This is a genomic window from Streptomyces sp. NBC_00158 (assembly GCF_045160885.1).
Lineage (GTDB): Bacteria > Actinomycetota > Actinomycetes > Streptomycetales > Streptomycetaceae > Streptomyces.
In genome coordinates, this window is sequence record NZ_CP108161.1 from 563,303 (window position 1) to 580,767 (window position 17,465).

General features: G+C 74.3%; 17 protein-coding genes. 5 read left to right on the forward strand and 12 right to left on the reverse strand.

Going from position 1 to position 17,465, the window contains the following annotated elements; all coding sequences use genetic code 11:
* Positions 1-14: 14 nt before the first annotated feature.
* Genes OG553_RS02425 through OG553_RS02435 form a run of 3 tightly spaced genes read right to left on the reverse strand, consistent with a single transcriptional unit; the run spans position 15 to position 2,418 of the window.
* Positions 15-701, reverse strand: a complete 687-nt coding sequence (locus OG553_RS02425; RefSeq protein ID WP_405977345.1) for a (2Fe-2S)-binding protein — start codon at positions 699-701, stop codon at positions 15-17.
* A 12-nt stretch (positions 702-713) separates the two neighbouring features.
* A complete protein-coding gene (locus OG553_RS02430) occupies positions 714-1,562 on the reverse strand; it encodes an alpha/beta fold hydrolase (protein ID WP_405977346.1) in 849 nt (282 codons plus the stop codon).
* A 46-nt stretch (positions 1,563-1,608) separates the two neighbouring features.
* Positions 1,609-2,418, reverse strand: coding sequence for an alpha/beta fold hydrolase (locus tag OG553_RS02435; protein WP_405977347.1), 810 nt, complete (start codon positions 2,416-2,418; stop codon positions 1,609-1,611).
* Between the two features lie 140 nt (positions 2,419-2,558).
* Between OG553_RS02435 and OG553_RS02440 the strand changes: the two genes are divergently transcribed.
* Positions 2,559-3,245: a GNAT family N-acetyltransferase gene (locus tag OG553_RS02440; RefSeq protein WP_385766054.1), complete on the forward strand. Its 687-nt coding sequence runs from the start codon at positions 2,559-2,561 to the stop codon at positions 3,243-3,245.
* A 51-nt stretch (positions 3,246-3,296) separates the two neighbouring features.
* Here OG553_RS02440 and OG553_RS02445 read toward each other — a convergent pair whose 3' ends face one another.
* Genes OG553_RS02445 through OG553_RS02455 form a run of 3 tightly spaced genes read right to left on the reverse strand, consistent with a single transcriptional unit; the run spans position 3,297 to position 6,505 of the window.
* Complete coding sequence (locus OG553_RS02445; RefSeq protein ID WP_405977348.1) at positions 3,297-4,322, reverse strand: TolB family protein; 1,026 nt, start codon at positions 4,320-4,322, stop codon at positions 3,297-3,299.
* Positions 4,323-4,346: 24 nt separating this feature from the next.
* Positions 4,347-5,621, reverse strand: a complete 1,275-nt coding sequence (locus OG553_RS02450; RefSeq protein ID WP_405977349.1) for an MFS transporter — start codon at positions 5,619-5,621, stop codon at positions 4,347-4,349.
* Between the two features lie 2 nt (positions 5,622-5,623).
* Positions 5,624-6,505, reverse strand: coding sequence for an alkaline phosphatase family protein (locus tag OG553_RS02455; protein WP_405977350.1), 882 nt, complete (start codon positions 6,503-6,505; stop codon positions 5,624-5,626).
* A 273-nt stretch (positions 6,506-6,778) separates the two neighbouring features.
* On the opposite strand from OG553_RS02455, the gene OG553_RS02460 reads away from it, so the two are divergent.
* Entirely contained in the window at positions 6,779-8,230 is a 1,452-nt protein-coding gene (locus OG553_RS02460) for an alpha/beta hydrolase (protein WP_405977351.1), read from the forward strand.
* Here OG553_RS02460 and OG553_RS02465 read toward each other — a convergent pair.
* On the reverse strand, positions 8,208-9,662 hold the full coding sequence (locus OG553_RS02465) for a carboxylesterase/lipase family protein (protein WP_405977352.1): 1,455 nt from the start codon (positions 9,660-9,662) through the stop codon (positions 8,208-8,210). The two genes, OG553_RS02460 and OG553_RS02465, sit on opposite strands and share 23 nt — an antisense overlap.
* A 289-nt stretch (positions 9,663-9,951) precedes the next feature.
* On the opposite strand from OG553_RS02465, the gene OG553_RS02470 reads away from it, so the two are divergent.
* Positions 9,952-10,236: a chaplin gene (locus tag OG553_RS02470; RefSeq protein ID WP_405977353.1), complete on the forward strand. Its 285-nt coding sequence runs from the start codon at positions 9,952-9,954 to the stop codon at positions 10,234-10,236.
* Between the two features lie 121 nt (positions 10,237-10,357).
* On the opposite strand, the gene OG553_RS02475 is transcribed toward OG553_RS02470, so the two are convergent.
* From OG553_RS02475 to OG553_RS02495, 5 genes are all read right to left on the reverse strand, one after another.
* Positions 10,358-11,221, reverse strand: coding sequence for a tyrosinase family protein (locus OG553_RS02475; RefSeq protein WP_405977354.1), 864 nt, complete (start codon positions 11,219-11,221; stop codon positions 10,358-10,360).
* Between the two features lie 26 nt (positions 11,222-11,247).
* On the reverse strand, positions 11,248-11,616 hold the full coding sequence (locus OG553_RS02480) for a tyrosinase family oxidase copper chaperone (protein ID WP_405977355.1): 369 nt from the start codon (positions 11,614-11,616) through the stop codon (positions 11,248-11,250).
* Between the two features lie 132 nt (positions 11,617-11,748).
* Positions 11,749-12,906 carry an acyl-CoA dehydrogenase family protein gene (locus OG553_RS02485; protein ID WP_405977356.1) on the reverse strand — a complete coding sequence of 386 codons (1,158 nt, stop codon included), beginning with the start codon at positions 12,904-12,906 and terminating at the stop codon, positions 11,749-11,751.
* Positions 12,903-14,093 carry an acyl-CoA dehydrogenase family protein gene (locus OG553_RS02490; protein ID WP_405977357.1) on the reverse strand — a complete coding sequence of 397 codons (1,191 nt, stop codon included), beginning with the start codon at positions 14,091-14,093 and terminating at the stop codon, positions 12,903-12,905. The genes OG553_RS02485 and OG553_RS02490 overlap by 4 nt, the downstream gene beginning before the upstream one ends.
* Positions 14,090-15,067, reverse strand: coding sequence for an NADPH:quinone oxidoreductase family protein (locus OG553_RS02495; protein ID WP_405977358.1), 978 nt, complete (start codon positions 15,065-15,067; stop codon positions 14,090-14,092). Before OG553_RS02495 ends, OG553_RS02490 begins: the two co-directional genes overlap by 4 nt.
* A gap of 300 nt (positions 15,068-15,367) precedes the next feature.
* On the opposite strand from OG553_RS02495, the gene OG553_RS02500 reads away from it, so the two are divergent.
* Together OG553_RS02500 and OG553_RS02505 are read left to right on the forward strand one after the other, a co-directional pair.
* Complete coding sequence (locus OG553_RS02500; protein ID WP_405977359.1) at positions 15,368-16,489, forward strand: hypothetical protein; 1,122 nt, start codon at positions 15,368-15,370, stop codon at positions 16,487-16,489.
* 56 nt (positions 16,490-16,545) lie between these two features.
* Positions 16,546-17,445: an SDR family oxidoreductase gene (locus tag OG553_RS02505; protein ID WP_405977360.1), complete on the forward strand. Its 900-nt coding sequence runs from the start codon at positions 16,546-16,548 to the stop codon at positions 17,443-17,445.
* Positions 17,446-17,465: the final 20 nt, after the last annotated feature.

Consider the following 17,465-nt stretch of genomic DNA (forward strand, 5'->3'; position numbering starts at 1 on the left):
GGCCCTTCGCCGTGTCACCGGGTGCGCAGCACGCAGTCCCCGCAGAGTCCGCCGCCCGGCACCCGGTAGTAGAGGCAGCAGCTGCGCCGTACGAAGGCCACGCCCAGGCCCGGTTCGTGGATGAAGGAGCCGGTGCCGGCCAGCGCCCCGCCGTCGGCGAGGAGGCCGCCCGCCAGCGCCACGGCCGCGGCGCCTTCCTCGGCCGGGACCCGGTCCAGGAGCACGCGCAGGGCTCCGACCAGACCGGAGGCGGCGTTGCCGCGCAGCACCTTCGCGGAGACCCCGTACCGCTCCCGCAGGGCGGCGTCCAGCGGGGCGAGGTTGCCGAGGACGCCCTCCCCGAGGGCGCGGGCGGGCAGGTCCGCGGCCGGCTCGGGCAGCCAGAGCTCCAGCGAGCCCGCCTCGGGCAGCCGCCACCACACCCGGCCGGGGTCCAGGTCCGGAAGCCGCCCCGACAGGGCGGCGCAGCCGAGGCCCAGCGACCACAGCCGGGAGGCGATCCCGAACTGGGCGGTGGAGGCGGCGACCCGCCCCGGGCCGCTGCGGGTCCGGCGGCCCACCTCCTCGACGTAGGGGCCCAGCCGCTCGCCGTAGAGCTCCGCGAGCGGCCGGAAGCCCGGTCCGGGCGGTTCGGCGCCGTACGGGACGGAGAAGAAGGGCCCGACGGCGGCCAGCCGGCGCAGTACGTCGTCCATGTCCATCCCCGGATGATCTCAGGCGGGCCGGCCGGCGCCGTCGGCGAGCCAGCCGAGCATCTCGGGGGTGGCGTCGAAGTGGCCTCCGTGCCCGGCATCGGCCTGCATCCGCAGGTCCGCGCCCGGGATGCGCGCGGCCAGCCACTCGGCGTGGGCCGGCGGGACGAGGGTGTCGAGGCCGCCGTGCCAGAGCCGCACCGGCACCGGGACGGCCGCCGGGTCGAACCCCCATGCGGTGCCGAAGAGCGCCATGACGTCGTCGACCCAGCCGTCCAGCCCCGGGCGGACCGCTTCGGCGAAGGCCGCGCCGAGCATGGCGCTGACGTCCGGCCGGGAGAGGACCTCCTGTTCGACCTCCGGCAGCGGCGGCAGGCCGGCCGTTCCGACGTTCGCGAGGTGCTCCATGACGGCGGCCCGCCCGGTCAGGGCGGCGGCTGCGCTGCGGCGGTTGCCCTCGTTCATGCCGGCGGTCCACTCCAGCCCGGCCGCGTCCCGGGGCGCCAGGCTCGCCAGCACTCCGGCCCGGGTGACGCGGCCGGGATGCACCGCGGCGCAGGCCAGCGCGTGCGGGCCGCCCCCGGAGACGCCGAACACCGCGAAGCGGTCCAGCCCGAGCGCGTCGGCCACGGCCGCCACGTCGGCGGCGGCGTCGACGACCCGGCGCCCCCCGGCCGCGGTGGAACACCCGAAGCCGGGCCGGTCGTAGGTGATCAGCCGCACGCCGAGCTCGCGGAACAGGGAGTCGTCGGGGTGCCGGGCCAGTCGGCTCATCGGGCTGCCGTGGAGGTAGACGACCGGTGTCCCACCGGGCACGCCCCACTCCTCGACCGCCAGTGTCCGACCGCCATCCAAGATCACTTCGCGCATGACGGCCAAGCTAGCCCCGCCCCCGGCGCACGGCCAGGGCTTTCATTCACGGCAGAACGGCGAGGAACTCCAGCAGGGCCCGGTTGAAGGCCTCCGGCTGCTCCACGCCCGGCAGGTGTCCGGCCCGCCCGATCACCGCGAGCCGGGCGTGCGGCACCAGCGCGCACATCCCCTCGGCCTCGGCGACGGGGGTGTAGACGTCGTCCTCGCCGACCAGCACCAGGCAGGGCACCTCCGCGGGCAGCGCGGCGAGCACGGGCCGGTAGTCGGGCCGCTCGGCCCGGCCCCGCAGGGCCGCCGCCGCTCCCCTGGGGTCGGTGGCGCACATCATGGCGGTGACCCGGGCGGCGGCCTCCGGCTGGCCGGTGACGTTGTAGGGCGCCAGCATCTTGTCAATGACCTCTTCGGTATACGGACGCATACCCTCCGCGAGGAGCCGTTCGGCGAGCTTCCGGCGGAACTCCTTGCCGTCCTCTGTCTCCGGAACGGGGGAGGTGTCGGAGAGCACGAGGGCCCTCACCAGACCCGGGTGGCGCAACCGGAGCTCGAGGGCGATCTGCCCGCCCATGGAAACTCCTCCGACGACCACCCGTTCGATTCCCAGGCGGCGGAGCAGAGCGGCCAGGTCGTCGGCGAAGTCCGCGAGCAGGGTCCGCTCCCCCACCGCCGGGTTGTCTCCATATCCTCGCAGGTCAGGGGCTATGACTCGGTAGCCGGCGGCAGCCAGCGCCGTCGCCTGGGGCGCCCAGATCGACCGGTTGAACGGGTGCCCGTGGACCAGCAGGACGGCCTCCGCGCCCCGGGGACCGAAGTCATCCGAAATCGATGCCGCGCCATTGCCAAATTGGGGGTTCATGAGAGGACTTTAAGGGGCTACATTGAGCCACTCGCGTTCACCTGACAGCCCGTTGCCTTTCACTCGCGTTTTGCGCGGGGGGTGACGTCAGGAGCGCACACTGTGCAACCACCCCACCGCCCAGAAGGACCGAAGGCTCCGTGCCCGTACCCGTACTCCTCGCCGGCCGCTCCGTGCGGCTCGAGCCCCTCGCCCCCCACCACACCGAGGCCCTGGCCGTGGCCGGGGCCGAGGATCGTACGACTTACGCCTTCACTCCCGTTCCGCACGGGTTGCAGGCGTCCCACGAGTACATCGACCGCGCCCTCTCCGATCAGGCAGCGGGTCGATCGCTTGCGTTCGCCGTCGTCAGAGCCACTGACGGTCGGGTGGTCGGTTCGACCCGGTTCCTGGAACTCGACTACTGGCAGGGTCCGCTGGTGTGGCCCGCCGTCCCCGGGGTCCCCTTCGGTGATCCGGCGACCGCGATCCCCGATGCCGCCGAGATCGGGAACACCTGGCTGTCCCCGGGCGCCCAGGGAACCGGCATCAACACCGAGGCGAAGCTGCTCATGCTGCGCCACGCCTTCGAGACCTGGGGCGTGCGGCGGATCTCACTGCGCGCGGACGCCCGCAACGGGCGCTCCCGTGCCGCGATGGAACGTCTCGGCTTCACCTGCGAGGGGGTCCGCCGGGCCCATTCGCGGGGGCTGGACGGCGCGGTGCGCAGCACGGCCTTCTACTCGATCCTCGACGAGGAGTGGCCCACCGTCCGCTCGGTCATCGAGCTGCGGCTCTCCAGCGCCGCCCCGCGCCGGCGCCGGCGCCGGACGCTGATCCCGGCGTAACGGTCCTGCTCGGCCCCGGCCCGGCCCTCGTCCCGCCCCTCCCCCGGTGATTCAGCCGAGGAAGGCCGGGGCGAGGGCCGAGTCGGCCAGCCGGGCCGGGGCGCCGCCGCCGTCGGCGGGCAGGGTGTACAGGTCGGCCCCGAAGTCGCCCGGGAGGGAGTAGACGAGGGTCCGGTCGTCACGCCACACCACCTGGTCGTCCACGCTGCGCTCCTCGGCGAGCGGGGTCTCCCGCATCGAGGCCAGGTCCAGCACGTACAGCCGCCACGGCGCCTCGGCGGGCAGGCCGGGCACCCGCTTCTTGAACACCAGCCGCGTCCCGTCGGGGGACAGCGAGGGGCACTCCAGGTTCTCCCGGAGCGTGGTGACCGTGCGCGCGGCCAGGTCCCCGCGGACCAGGTAGGTCCTGCCGCCGGTGGCGAGGGTCGCGTAGAAGGCCTTCTCGTCGGCGGTGAAGGTCACTCCCCAGAAGTTCACGTCGGCGTTGCGGTACTCCTTGCCGTCCTTGAGGACCGTGAAGTCCTCCAGGGAGGCGTCGAGCTTCCCGGTGCGCAGGTCCAGCAGCGAGGTGCGGGTGGAGAAGTCCGTGCCGGCGTACGAGTCCCCGCCGACGAAGACGGTCCACGCTGCGAGGTGCCCGCCGGGCGAGACCCGGGCGCGGGTGGGGATCCCGGCGAGCGGGTGCGCCGACACCTCCTTGAGGCCGGCGTCGAGGACGACGGCCCGGTAGCTCTCCTGCACCCCGCCCTTGTCCGCCCGGAGGCAGATCCCGGTGCCGGCCGCGGCGTGGAAGCGCAGGCAGCTGACGCCGGAGGCGGTACGGGGACCCGCGGGCGAGCCGGCCGGGACGGTGGCGAGCTCGTCGCGGTGCGGGCCCCAGGCCATGTTCCGGAAGACCATCCGGCTGCCGCCGCCCGGGGCCAGGGAGACCTCGCCCCGGGTGACCTCGGGCCCGCCGGCGCGGGCCTGGTCCTTCTCGGCGGCGCGCGAGGAGGCCCGCACGACGGCGAACACCCCGACTCCGGCGAGCAGCAGGACGGCGGTGACCAGGATCAGGATCCGGCGCTGGAGGGTCATGGGGGCCTTTCGGGGATGGGGGGATCAGGCCTGCGGGGCGTCGGCGGCGGGCCGCAGCCACAGGCATCCGGCGAGGGCCGCGGCGAGCAGGACGGCTGCCACGGCGAGGGCGGGCCGGGCGCCCCAGAGGGTCCAGGCGGCGCCGAAGCCGAGGGAGGCTGCGAACCGGGCGAGGGCCTGGCCGGTCTGGACGAGGGCGAGCCCGCTGCCCCGGTGCTCCTCGGGGACGGCTCCGGCGGCCTCGGCCATGAGCACGCCGTCGGTGGCGGCGTAGAACCCGCCGTGCAGCAGGAGCACCGCGTACGGCAGCGCCGGGTGCTGCGCGCCGGTGAGGAGCAGGGCGTACACGGCGAGCAGCGCGAGGTGGCCGCAGAGGAAGACGGCGCGGCGGCCGACGCGGTCGGCGAGCCGGCCCAGGGGCAGGGCCAGCAGGAAGAAGGCGGCGGCGGTGCCCAGCGGGAGCAGGGCGAACCAGCGGTCGGCGATCCCGGTGGCCTTCTGCAGGAGCAGGAAGACGAAGGCGTCGCTGACGGTGCACAGGCCGAGCAGGAGGGCGCAGAGCCCGGTCCGGCGCAGGTCGCGGACGCGGAGCAGGCCGAGGGCGCCGCGCAGGGAGACGGGGGCGGCCGTGGCGGCGGGGGTGGTGCGGCGGCCGGGTACGAAGAGGACGAGGACCAGGACGCCGAGCGCGGCCACGCAGGCGCTGACGGTGAAGACGGCGTCGTAGCCGTCGGCGGCGCCGCGCAGGATCAGGAAGGCGAGGATCGGCCCGATGAGCGCGCCGGCGGTGTCCATGGCGCGGTGGACGCCGAAGGCCCGGCCGCGTTCGGCGGGGTCGGCCGCCAGGGAGATCAGCGCGTCGCGGGGGGCGGTGCGCAGTCCCTTGCCGGTGCGGTCGAGGGCGAGGACGGCGCCGATGGCGGGCAGGGTGTGGGCGAGGAGCAGCAGCGGCTTGCACAGGGCGGAGAGGCCGTAGCCGATTCCGGCGAGGGCCTTGTGGCGGCCGAGGCGGTCGCCGAGGTGGCCGCCGGTGAGCCGGACCAGGGCGCTGACCCCGTTGTAGAGGCCGTCGAGCAGGCCGAAGCCGAGGGGGCTGAGGCCGAGTCCGGCGACGAGGTAGAGCGGGAGCACGGCCGTGACCATCTCGGAGGAGACGTCGGTGATCAGGGAGACCGTGCCGAGGGCGAGGACCGTGGGGGCGAGGGCGGCGCGCCGCCCCGGGCTGGTGCCCGGGGCGGCGGCCTGCGGCTCGGGGGCCACGGCGGGCGCGGGGGTACCGCGACTGTCCGCGACGTACATGGTCAGGAGGCCCAGATCCCCGTGATGTCCTTGGCGGTGGCGGCGTTCCCGGCGTGGGTGGTCAGCCCGGCCAGCCCCTCCAGGGTCCGCAGCACGTCGTAGTGGTTGTAGGTGGTGGCGGAGGTGGAGCCGGGGGTGACGGGCTGGCCGTAGAGCACGGTCGGGATCTTGTTGCCGGCGAGCCGGTTGTCCTCGTCGAAGGTGACGACGAGCAGGCTGTTGTGGGTCTTGGCCCAGTCCGCGTACGCCTTGAGCTTGTTCTTGAGCCAGGTGTCGCCGGTGCCGACGGAGCAGTCGTGCATGTCGTTGCACAGGTCGGGGACGACGAAGGACACCTTGGGGAGGGTGGTGAAGTCGGTGGGGAACTGCGCCATCGTCTTCGCCGTGCCGGTGGGCACGTTGGAGAAGGCGAACCAGGGGTTGTGCTTGCGGGCGTACTTGCCGCTGGAGCAGGTGGTGGAGCCCTGGCTGGGGAGGCCCTCGTTGTAGCTGCCCCAGCTCTTGCCGGCGGCTATCAGCTCGGAGGCGAGGTTGGGGGCGGAGCTGAAGCCGGGGGTGTAGCAGCTGTCGCCGGTCACGCCCTGGTTGGAGCCGGAGAACAGCTGGAGGTAGTTCGGCTGGCTGGGGTGGGTGATGCCGTAGGAGCTGGTGAGGTTGACGCCCCCGGCCTTCAGGGAGTTGATGTAGGGGGCGCTGGAGCTGCCGATGACCTGGTTGTAGGCGTGGTTCTCGAAGACCACGACGACGGTGTGGTCGGGGGCGGGCAGGCCGGCCGCGTGCGCGGGCTGGGCCGTGCCGATGCCGGCCCAGAGGGCGGCTCCGGCGGCGGTGGCTCCGAAGGCGGTGGCGAGGGCGGTCTTGCGGCGAGGCCGTGAAATGGTCATGCCAAACACGGGGACATACCTCCGGGCGTGGGGAAGGTGCAGGGGTCTTTGGCGGCGGCGCGGACGCACCATACCCACCGTCATGTGCATGAGCCAGGGATGCTTGGATAACGGGAAGGGAACACCGGGGGCACCGTGGGTGACGGGTAATGACCTCCTCCACGGAATCCCAAGAGAAGTAAAAATGAGGAACCCCGAAGCCCTTTCGTTCATCATTCGAACGGAAGCAGACCATCCCCAAACGGGGCAGCAACAGCCGGAGAGCCACCGCACATGTCGTACGAACCCGACGGCCAGGACCAGCCGCCGTACCGGCCGGACGGGCAGCAGCCCGGCCGGCAGCAAGGCCGACAGCAGGGCCCGCCGCAGTATGCGCCCCAGGGCGGCCGGCCCCAGCAGCCGCACGGCCGCGCCCCGCAGGGAGCCGGCCCCTACGGCGGCCCGCCGCAGGGCCGCCCGCAGCCGCCCCGGCCCCCGCAGGGCCGGGACCAGTACCGCCCGGGCGGCCTCGACGAGCCCACGCAGGCCCAGCCCCGCTACGAGCGCCCCGACTACGAGCCGCCCCGCTTCGAGCAGCAGCGCCCCGGCCAGGGGTACCAGCCGGGCCCCCCGCAGCCCCCGTACGAGCAGCAGCAGTACGGCTACTCCGAGCCGCCCTACGGCGAGGAGCCCCGCCGCAAGTCCAAGGTGAAGCGCTGGATCATCGCGGGCGTCACCGTCCTGGCCCTCGGCGGCATCGCGGCGGGCACGATGGCCTACTTCGAAATACCCCCCTTCACCGACAAGGGCAAGGACGTCTCCTTCGGCGGGGGCGCCGACAACAAGGGCGGCGGCGCGGCCAAGCAGGCGCCGAACTCGAAGATGTCGATGCCCACCGGCCCGAAGACCGAATTCAAGAACACCTCGACGCTCAGCGACGGCACGCAGATCGGCGTCGCCACCGTCACGGGAAAGAAGTCCGGCTTCACGGGCAAGGTCTGGGTGTGGGCGCCCAAGGAGTACAGCGACCCCAAGTTCGCCAAGAGCGGCTTCCCGGTCATGATCGCCCTGCCCGGCGGCCCCGGCTTCCCGGGCAACTACTGGATGGGCACCGACCTGGGCCTCCAGACGAGCATCAGCAAGTGGTACCACGAGGGCAAGGGCAAGCCCTTCATCCTCGCCATGCCGGTGCTGAACCCGGCACCGGACGACGGGGGCGTCTACTGGGACGGCTCCGACATCCCCGGCCAGCCCAAGATGGGCACCTGGCTGACCGAGGACGTCCCGGACCTGATGCGGGAGAACTTCCGCACCGTCAAGTCCCGTGACGGCTGGGCCTTCATGGGCTCCTCCACCGGCGGCTTCGCCGGCCTGAAGGCAGTGCTGAAGCACCCGGACAAGTTCAAGGCCGTGATCGCCTCCGGCCCGGACGTCGTCCCGGACTCCTCCCTGTGGAAGGGCCACGACAAGGAGAAGGCCGAGAACAACCCGGAGCTCCTCGCCAAGCAGCTCATCGACAAGAAGGGCCCGGACGTCTACCTGGCCTTCCAGGTCGGCGACAACGAGAGCAACAAGAAGACGCTCCCGGACGTGCAGAAGTTCGTCCAGACGTACACCAAGGGCCCGATCCACACCAGCCTGAGGGTGATCCCGGGCGGCCAGCACAACGCCAAGACCTACGTCCCGAACATGGGCCTGGGACCGATGGAGTTCATCAGCAAGGTCATGGAAGGACCAGTGGAGTAACCGCCTCCGCGCCCCGTACTGCCTCCGGCTCCGGCCCGTCGAAGAACTTCGGCGGGCCGTCGCCGTCCCAGGGCGCCCAGCCGGGGTCCCCGGTGGCGGCGAAGCGGACCCAGGCGCCGTGCATCTCGTCGGCCAGCGCCTGCGGGGCGTCCGGCCCGGCCAGCCACGTGGACTCCGGCACCCCGAGGGTGTCGAAGACGAAGCCCAGTTCCAGGGCGTGGCAGGCCCCCAGCCCCGGTACGCCGCTGGGCCAGCGGAACTCGTAGAGGTGGCTCGGCGCCGGGCGCGGAGCCGCGGCGATCCTGCGCAGCGGGTCGCGCAGCAGCCGGTCGGTGATCAGGTGCCCGGCGAGGTCGGCCGGGGAGGCGCCGGGCAGCGCGGCCCGCAGCGCCCGTACGGCCGCCCGGTCCTTGCCGCCGCGCAGCCGGCCCAGGGCCACGGCCGCCGGCCCGAGCCGGTCCAGCAGCCGCGCGCCGCCGGTCGGCGCCAGCCACAGCCGGTGCTCCTGGGCGGTCCAGCCCAGCAGCAGCGGCACCTTCGAGGCGCAGGCCGCCTCCAGCGGGTCGGCGGGCAGCGAGTCCGGGTCGGTGACCAGCCCGAAGGCGGGACCGCCGAGCACCGGGGAGGAACGCCGCAGCACGGCCCCCTGGGCCGCGAGCAGCGCGGGCAGGCCCACTCCCGCGAAGGCCCGCGCGGTGGCGGGCACCTTGAGGAGGGAGGCCATGCGCCGCACCATGGTCCGCACCCCGTCGCGCGGCAGTGCCTCGGGGGCGCCGCTCTGCAGGACGGCCCGCGCGAAGAGGCCCTCGGCCCGGGGTGCGCCGAGCAGGGCCCCGACGCTGATGGCCCCGGCGGACTCGCCGAAGACGGTGACCCGGGCGGGGTCGCCGCCGAAGGCCCCGATGTTGTCCCGCACCCATTCGAGGGCGGCGATCTGGTCGAGCAGGCCCCGGTTGGCGGGCGCGTCGGGGAAGAGACCGTAACCGAGGACGCCGAGCCGGAAGTTGACCGAGACGAACACGATCCCGTCGCGGGCGAACGCCGAACCGTCGTAGACGGGGACGGCCGAGGAGCCCCGGGTGTGGGCGCCGCCGTGCAGCCACACCATGACGGGCAGGCCGGCGCCGGGGGCCGGGTCCGGGGTCCAGACGTTCAGGTTCAGGCAGTGCGCGCCGGGGACCTTCGGGTCGGGGAGCAGCGCGGCGAAGGCCGGCGGGTAGGGCACCTTGGGCGCGGTGGGCCCGAAGGCCCCGGCGTCGCGTACGCCCTCCCAGGCGGCCGGGGGCCGCGGGGCGTCGAACCGGCGGGCGCCGACGGGCGCGGCGGCGTAGGGGATCCCCCGGAAGACGGCGGTGCCGTCGGCCTGCCGGCGGCCCTCCACCACGCCGTGTCCGGTGACGGCCCGGGGCCGTCCGCCGCGCGCTGCGCTCATCCGTGCTCTCCTCACCGGGGTGTCCTCCGGGGCACCGTCGCACAGGCGTCCACGGCCTGACAAGGCACGATCGGGTCGCGCGGAACGGATCGCGCCCGGCCGGGACTGTCGGTTGTGCGGCGGGTAAGCGGCCCGGAAACGGTCACTCGGGTGCGGTCGTACTCCGGCTCTGTCCGTTTTCGTGTCACCCGGTAGCCGAACGGGCCGTGACCACTCGGCTCCCGCCGCGTTGTACGCCATGTCACGCGCCGCAGGGATGCGGCGCTCCACATCTCATGAGGAGATCTTGATGTCGCGTATCGCGAAGGCATTCGCCATCACCGCTGTGGCGGGCACCGCCGTGGCCGCGGGTGCGGGTCTGGCTGTCGCCGATGCCGGAGCGCACGGTGCGGCTGTCGGCTCCCCCGGTGTCGGGTCCGGCAACGTGGTGCAGGTCCCGGTCCACGTCCCGGTCAACGTCTGCGGCAACACCGTCAACGTGATCGCCCTGCTGAACCCGGCCTTCGGCAACACCTGCGTCAACGCCTCGGGCGGCGACAAGCACCACACCGAGGGCGGCAGCTACGGCGAGTGACCCTCTCGCCCGCCTGACCGGCTGAAGGGCCCCCGCCACGTGGCGGGGGCCCTTTCCGTGTCCGCTTGCGGACGCCGCCGACGCGGGGTCGCGGCCCCCTGTGGTGCTCGGGGGCCGCCGGTCACTCGTAGCGGTAGACGCCCCGGTGTCCCAGCATCTCGCGCGGGGTGACGTCCCACGGGGGCATCGGCTCGTCGAGGGAGATGACCCGGCCGCGCTGGAGGTCGCCCAGCTCCAGGGGGGCGGCCGGCAGGTAGCCGGAGCCGGGGTGGCGCTGCTGCCAGCGGTCCCAGAGCAGGTCCACGAAGGCGTGGTGCAGCCAGAAGGCCGGGTCGTTGGGGGCGGTGCCGCCGGTCATGTGGCCGCCGATCCACTGGTGGACCTTGTTGTGGTTGCGCCAGCGCTCGCTCCTGGGCGCGGCCCAGCCCTCCAGCCTGTTGCGGAAGCCGCCCTCGCGGGCGGTGGAGTCCCAGGGCGCGGAGTCGTAGACGGGGTCGTCGAGGGCCCACTGGAGTTCGGCGGCGGTGGGCAGGGCGATCGGGTTGGCCGGCCGCCCGAGGTTGCGGGTGAGGAAGGGGGCCTCGCTGACCCCGACGGTGACCGTCCAGTTGCCCCGCGCGTAGGCGAAGGGGCCCGTGGTCACCTGGCGGTCGCCCTCCCGGCCGGTGCCGCCGAGGAAGTCCTCGGCCCAGAGGGAGGAGACGGGGCTGTTGTCGGTGGTCCAGTCCCAGTACGGGATGGACACCTGGGGGTCGACGGCCCGCAGCCGCTGCTCGAACTCCAGCAGGTAGCGGCGGTGCCAGGGGAAGAACGAGGGCGACATGTGCCCGACGCGCAGCTTCCGCTCCCGGTCGGGCACGAAGTAGGTGCCGTGGGTGCGGACGAACTCGTCGTAGGTGCCACTGCGCTTGAGTTCCAGCAGGGCGGCCGTGAACCGCTTCTTCTGGGCGCTGGTCAGGTTCTTCTGGTTCTGCCGGGTGTACAAGTCGGGGCTCCTCCCGTTCCCGTCGGTCAGCCGTGGTGCGGTGCCGCGGGGGCCAGTTGGCTGGTGCCGAGTTCGTCGACGGCGGCGCGGGCGAGCTCCAGCGGGGTCGCGTAGGACTCGAAGTGGTTGACCCCGCTGAGGTAGCTCCCGTCGGCGCGGCGCATGACGTGCAGTGCCCGGCCGTCGATGCGGACCTGCGCGGAGGCCAGGTCGACGCTGATGTGGCGGCCGCGGTACGTCTCCTCGGCGAGCGGGGCCGGGGTGAGGGTCTGGCGGGGGCCCCGGGCGCGCAGGACGGGTGCCAGGGCCGCGGCCACGCCGCCCGCCACGGCCGCGCCGAAGGCCGTGCGCAGGACCGCACGGCGGGTCGGTGGTGCGGCGGGTGCTGCGTGCATGCGGTCTCCCTCGCTCGGCGGTCGGTGTGTTCACCCGTCCAACGAGGAGCGGCCGTGCGAGGTCACCTCTCACCCGGCGGGGCCCCGGAGCCGGGGCGGGGGCTCCGGGTGGGGGTGCCCCCGCCGGCCGGGTCAGGGTGCCGGAAGTTCCGCGAAGTCGGCGACCAGGCCCCGGTGGTGGCCGGCGGTGCCCAGGGCGAGGGAGTCGGCCTTGGCCCGCTTGAGGTAGAGGTGGGCGGGGTGTTCCCAGGTCATGCCGATGCCGCCGTGGAGCTGGACGCACTCCTCGGCCGCGCGGACGGCGACCCCCGAGCAGTACGCCTGGGCGACGGCGACCGTGAGCGGGGTGTCCGGGGCGCCGGTGGCCAGGGCGTCGGCGGCGGCGCGGGCGGCCGCCCGGGCGGAGGCCACGTCCAGCCACAGCCGGGCGAGGCGGTGCTTGAGGGCCTGGAAGGAGCCGACGGGGCGGTTGAACTGGTGGCGGCCCCGGACGTGCGCGACGGTCTCGGTCAGGCACCACTCGGCGAGCCCGAGCTGTTCCGAGGCCAGCAGTCCGGCGCCGGACAGCAGCGCTCCGGCGACGGCCGCCCGCGCGCTCGCGGGGTCCGCGAGGCGGGTGGCGGCGGCGCCGTCGAGGGTGACGTCGGCGAGCGGCCGGGTCAGGTCCAGGGGGACCCGGGGGGTCAGGGCGGCGCGGTCCGCGGGGACGGCGTACAGGCCGGTGTCGGCGAGGACCAGCAGGACGTCGGCTGCGACCGCGTCCGCGACCGAGGTGACGGTGCCGCTCAGCACCCCGGCGCCGGCGTCGTGGAGCGGCGCCGGCAGGGGCGCGCCGGGGGCCAGGGTGAGCGGGAGGGCGGGGACGCAGACCAGTCGGCCGGACGCGGCCTCCCCGACCAGGGCGGCGGCGTCGGCGTTGTCGCAGGCGACGGCGAGCAGGATCTCCGTCGCGAGCACGGAGGCGGTCAGGTAGGGCACGGGTGCGACGGCCCGGCCCAGCTCCTCCAGGACGACGGCGGCCTCGCGGTGGCCCGCGCCCGCTCCGCCGAGCTTCTCGGGGACGAGCAGTCCGGCGGCGCCGATGCCGGCGGCGAGGGTGCGCCACAGCTCGGGGTCGTGGGGCCGGCCGGTCTCGGCCCGGGCGAGGACGGCGGCGGGGGCGCAGCGGTCGGCGAGCAGGGAGCGTACGGCGGCGCGCAGCTCCTCCTCGGTCTGCGAGTAGAGCAGGTCGTGGGGGGTGCCGGGGGCCGCCTGGGCGGGCTGCCGGCCCGGGGTGAACTCGGTCGTCATCGGGAGAGGTCCTTCCAGGCGGTGTCCTTGTCGTCGCGCGGTTCGGCGGGCAGGCCGAGGACGCGTTCGGCGACGATGTTGAGGAGGATCTCGCTGGTGCCGCCCTCGATGCTGTTGCCCTTGGCGCGCAGGTAGCGGTAGCCGGCGTCGCGGCCGGTGAAGTCGACGGTCTCGGGGCGGCGCATGGTCCAGTCCTCGTACAGGAGGCCCTCCTCGCCGAGGAGTTCCACCTCCAGGCCGCTGATCTCCTGGTTGAGGCGGGCGAAGGTGAGCTTCATGCCGCTGCCCTCGGGGCCGGGCTGGCCGGCGGCGAGCTGCTGGCGCAGCCGTTCGCCGGTGAGGCGGGCCACTTCGGACTCCACCCACAGTTCGAGCAGCCGCTGGTGCAGGGCGTGGGTGCGCAGGGCGGGGCGTTCGCGCCAGGCGGCGGCGACGGGGGCGATCATGCCGCCCTCGCGCGGGATCCGCATGCCGCCGATGGAGACGCGTTCGTTCATCAGCGTGGTCCGGGCGACGGCCCAGCCCTGGCCGACGGCGCCGAGGCGGTGGGTGTCGGGGATGCGGACGCCGGTGAGGAACACCTCGTTGAACTCGGCCTCGCCGGTGATCTGGCGCAGCGGGCGGACCTCGACGCCGGGGGCGTGCATGTCGCACAGGAAGTAGGTGATGCCCTGGTGCTTGGGGACGCCGGGGTCGGTGCGGGCGAGGAGGATGGCCCAGCGGGCGGTGTGGGCGCTGGAGGTCCACACCTTCTGGCCGTCGACCACCCATTCTCCGGCGGTTTCGTCGAGGACGGCGCGGGTGCCGAGGGCGGCCAGGTCGGAGCCGGCTCCGGGTTCGCTGAAGAGCTGGCACCAGACCTCCTCCCCCAGCCAGAGGGGGCGCAGGAAGCGGGCCTTCTGCTCCTCGGTGCCGTAGGCGAGGATCGTGGGCGCGGCCATGCCGAGGCCGATGCCGATGCGGCGGGGGTCGTTGTCGGGGGCTCCGGCGGCTTCCAGTTCGGCGTCGACGACGGCCTGGAGGGTGCGGGGCGCGCCGCGTCCGCCGAGGCCCTCGGGGTAGTGGACCCAGGCGAGTCCGGCGTCGAAGCGGGCGCGCAGGAAGTCGGCGGGGGCGGTGGCGGCGGGCGGGTGCGCGGCGAGGAGGGCGCGGGTGCGGGCGAGGAGGTCCTCGGCGTCGGCGGTCATCGGGCGGCTCCCGGGTCCTGGGACGGTACGACGACCAGCCGGCCGGTGGTGGTGCCGTCGGCGAGGCGCTGGACGGCGTCGGCGGCTCCGGCGAGCGGGACGCGTTCGCTGACGAGGGGCTTGATCGCGCCCTCGGCGGCGAGGCGGGTGAGTTCGGTGTGGCAGGCGAGGATCGCGGCGGGGTCCTTGGCGGCGTACAGCCCCCAGTGCAGGCCGAGCACGGCGTAGTTCTTGACCAGGGCGTGGTTGAGGGCGGGGGCGGGGACGGTGCCGCCTGCGAAGCCCACGACGACGATGCGGCCCTCGAACGCCGCGCACTTGGCGGAGGCGGTGTAGGCGTCGCCGCCGACGGGGTCGTAGGCGACGTCGGCGCCGTGTCCGCCGGTGAACTCCTTGACGCGGGCCACGACGTCCTCGGTGGTGCGGTCGATGACCAGGTCGCAGCCGAGTTCCTCGGCGGTGCGGGCCTTGGCCTTGCCGCCGACGACGCCGATGACGGTGGCTCCGGCGGCCTTGCCTAGCTGGACGGCGGCGCTGCCGACCCCGCCGGCGGCGGCGTGCACGAGCAGGGTCTCGCCGCGCTGGAGGCGGGCCCTGCGGTGGAGGCCGAACCAGCCGGTCTGGTAGCCGATGTGCAGGGCGGCGGCCTCGGCGTCGTCCAGCGTGTCCGGGGCGGGGAGCAGGGCGCGGGCGGGGGCGGTGACGTACTCGGCGAATCCGCCGTGGGGCAGGCTCGGGTTGGCGATGACGCGCCGGCCGTCCTCGGTCAGGCCGCAGATCTCGACGCCCGGGGTGAAGGGCAGGGGCGGGCGGATCTGGTACCGGCCGCGGACGAGGAGGGCGTCGGGGAAGTTGACGTTCGCCGCGAGCACCCGGAGTTTCACCTCGCCCTCGCCGGGCACCGGTTCGGGGACCTCTTCGAGGCGCATGGCCTCGCGGGGTTCGCCGGTCGTGTGTACTCGCCATGCCTGCATCCGGGGCCTCCAGCCGCCGTCGAGGGACCACGCTCGGCGGCATACTAAGCGGTCGCTTGCCGCCTTGGGAACCCTCCTCCGCGCCATCCCCGCCGGGCGGGTTCCCGCCCCGCCCGGGGCCCGCCCGCCCGCTCCGGAAATCGGACGGACGAACCAAGGGCGACCACCCGTACCTGGAGATAACATCAACAGGCCGCTTGCACAGGGCATATGACGCACCAGGGGATTCCGCGCGCCCGGAGCCGACCGCTCCGGGCGCGCGTCTGCGCCATGCGCACACACCACAGGGGGAACCGAACGATGAACAGCACCCGCACGCGGAGCGCCGGAGCGGCGGCCGTCGCCGCCCTCGTCCTGGCCGGTGTCGTCACCGCCGCCGGCCCGGCCGCCGCCGCGCCCGCCTGCACGCCCCGCATCCAGGTCCTCGGCTCCATCGGGACCGGCGGCTACAACGTGGGCAACCCGCAGTCCGAGGGTGTCCGGGCCCTCGGCTCCGGCACCCTGTCCGTCGGCCTCTCCGGCGGCAAGCCCGTCTACTGGACCGGCACGAAGCTCCACAAGGTCCCGATGCCCGACGCCAACCAGGCGGGCGCGGTCCTCGGCGTCAACAAGGCCGGCCTGATGGTGGGCGTCGTCTCCGGCGGCGAGGGCTTCCTCTTCACCTACCGGGCCGGGGACAAGGCCATCACCCGGCTGCCCGGGAGCGACTGGCTGTCCGACGACGCCGACGTGAACGACGCCGGGTACGTCGTCTCGCGCACCCGCGGCGGCCAGGGCGCGGTGTGGAAGGACGGCCTGAAGGTCCGCGACCTGCCCGTGCCGGCCGGCTCCTCGCCCGGCACCTACGTGGAGCTGGTCACCGGCATCAACAACAAGGGCGACGTCCTCGGCATCGCCCGCGAGAACTACGAGGTCCCGGAGACCGGCCAGCGCCTGGAGGGCTCCTACCCCGTCCTGTGGCCGGCCGACGGCGGCCCGGCCAAGGCCCTGCCCCGCACCTCCAACGACAGCTGGGTGCAGGACATCGACGAGAGCGGCCGCGTCGTCGGCTACGACTGGTACGGCATGGGCTACCAGTTCCGGCCGGTCACCTGGACCCCGCCGTACTCGGGGCCCATCGGCGCCCCCGGCGCGCTGAAGACCCACCCGTACGGCACCTTCGAGGCGGTCAGCCCGACGAACTTCGTCTCCGTCGGCACCGCCAAGTTCCACCCGGACATCCAGACCCTCCCCGACCAGGCGCAGCTGTGGACGGGCACCGGGCCGGTGCTGGCCCTGCCGCGGCTCGCCGCGAACCAGGCCAGCACCGCCTCGTCGGTCGCCGACGACGGCCGGGTCGGCGGCGCGGCCGTCAACGCGGGCGGCACGCTCAAGCCGGTGATCTGGACCTGCGCGACGAAGCAGGCGTACCAGCCCAAGTAGCGGCCTCCGTCGTCACGGGCATGGCGATCTGCGCGCCGGCGCGCTATCGATGCCCCATGACGGACGAGATCAGGCGCGGCCTGCCCGCGCCGCCCCCGCTCGGTGCCGCCGCCCTGCCCGCCGGCACGTACGCGGGGCAGGTGGTCCTCGTGACCGGCGGCGGCACCGGGCTGGGCAAGGCCATCGCCACCGAGTTCGCCCGGCTCGGCGCCGACCTGCTGATCGCGGGGCGCCGCGCCGGGCAGCTGGAGGCGGCGCGCGAGGAGCTGGCGGCCGTGTCCGGAGCGGGCCGGGTGGCGACCGCGGTGTGCGACATCCGGGACCCCGAGCGGGTCGCGGAGGTCTTCGACGCCGCCGGGGCCGCGCTGGGCCTTCCGGACGTGCTGGTCAACAACGCCGCGGCGAACTTCCCCAGTCCCGCCGAGGACCTGTCCCCGGGCGCCTGGCGGGCGGTGGTCGACACCACCCTGACCGGGACCTGGTTCATGACCCGCGAGTTCGGCCGGCGCCACCTCGCCGCCGGCACCCCGGGGGCGATCGTCAGCGTCGGCGCCTCGTACGCCTGGACCGGCGGCCCCGGCTTCGCCCACAGCGCAGCCGCCAAGGCCGGGGTGAAGAACCTGGTGGAGACCCTCGCCGTGGAGTGGGGCCCGTACGGCATCCGCGTCAACGGGCTGGTGCCCGGCCTGTTCCCGCACGCCGACATGACCGAGGACATCCGGGGCGGGCTGGAGCGCGCCGCCCCGGACTCCAAGGACTCCAGGCAGCCGGCCCTGCGCGTGGGCGCCCCGCGCGAACTGGGCTGGGCCGCCACGTTCCTGGCCTCGCCCTACGCCCGCTTCGTCACCGGCCACACCCTGGTGGTCGACGGGGCCAACTGGCAGCGCCGGGCGCTGGTCCAGCCCGAGGTGGTGCCGGTGCGCGAGCAGCTGGGGCGCGGGCCGTTCCGTCCGTGAGGCGTTGTCAGTGGCGTGCG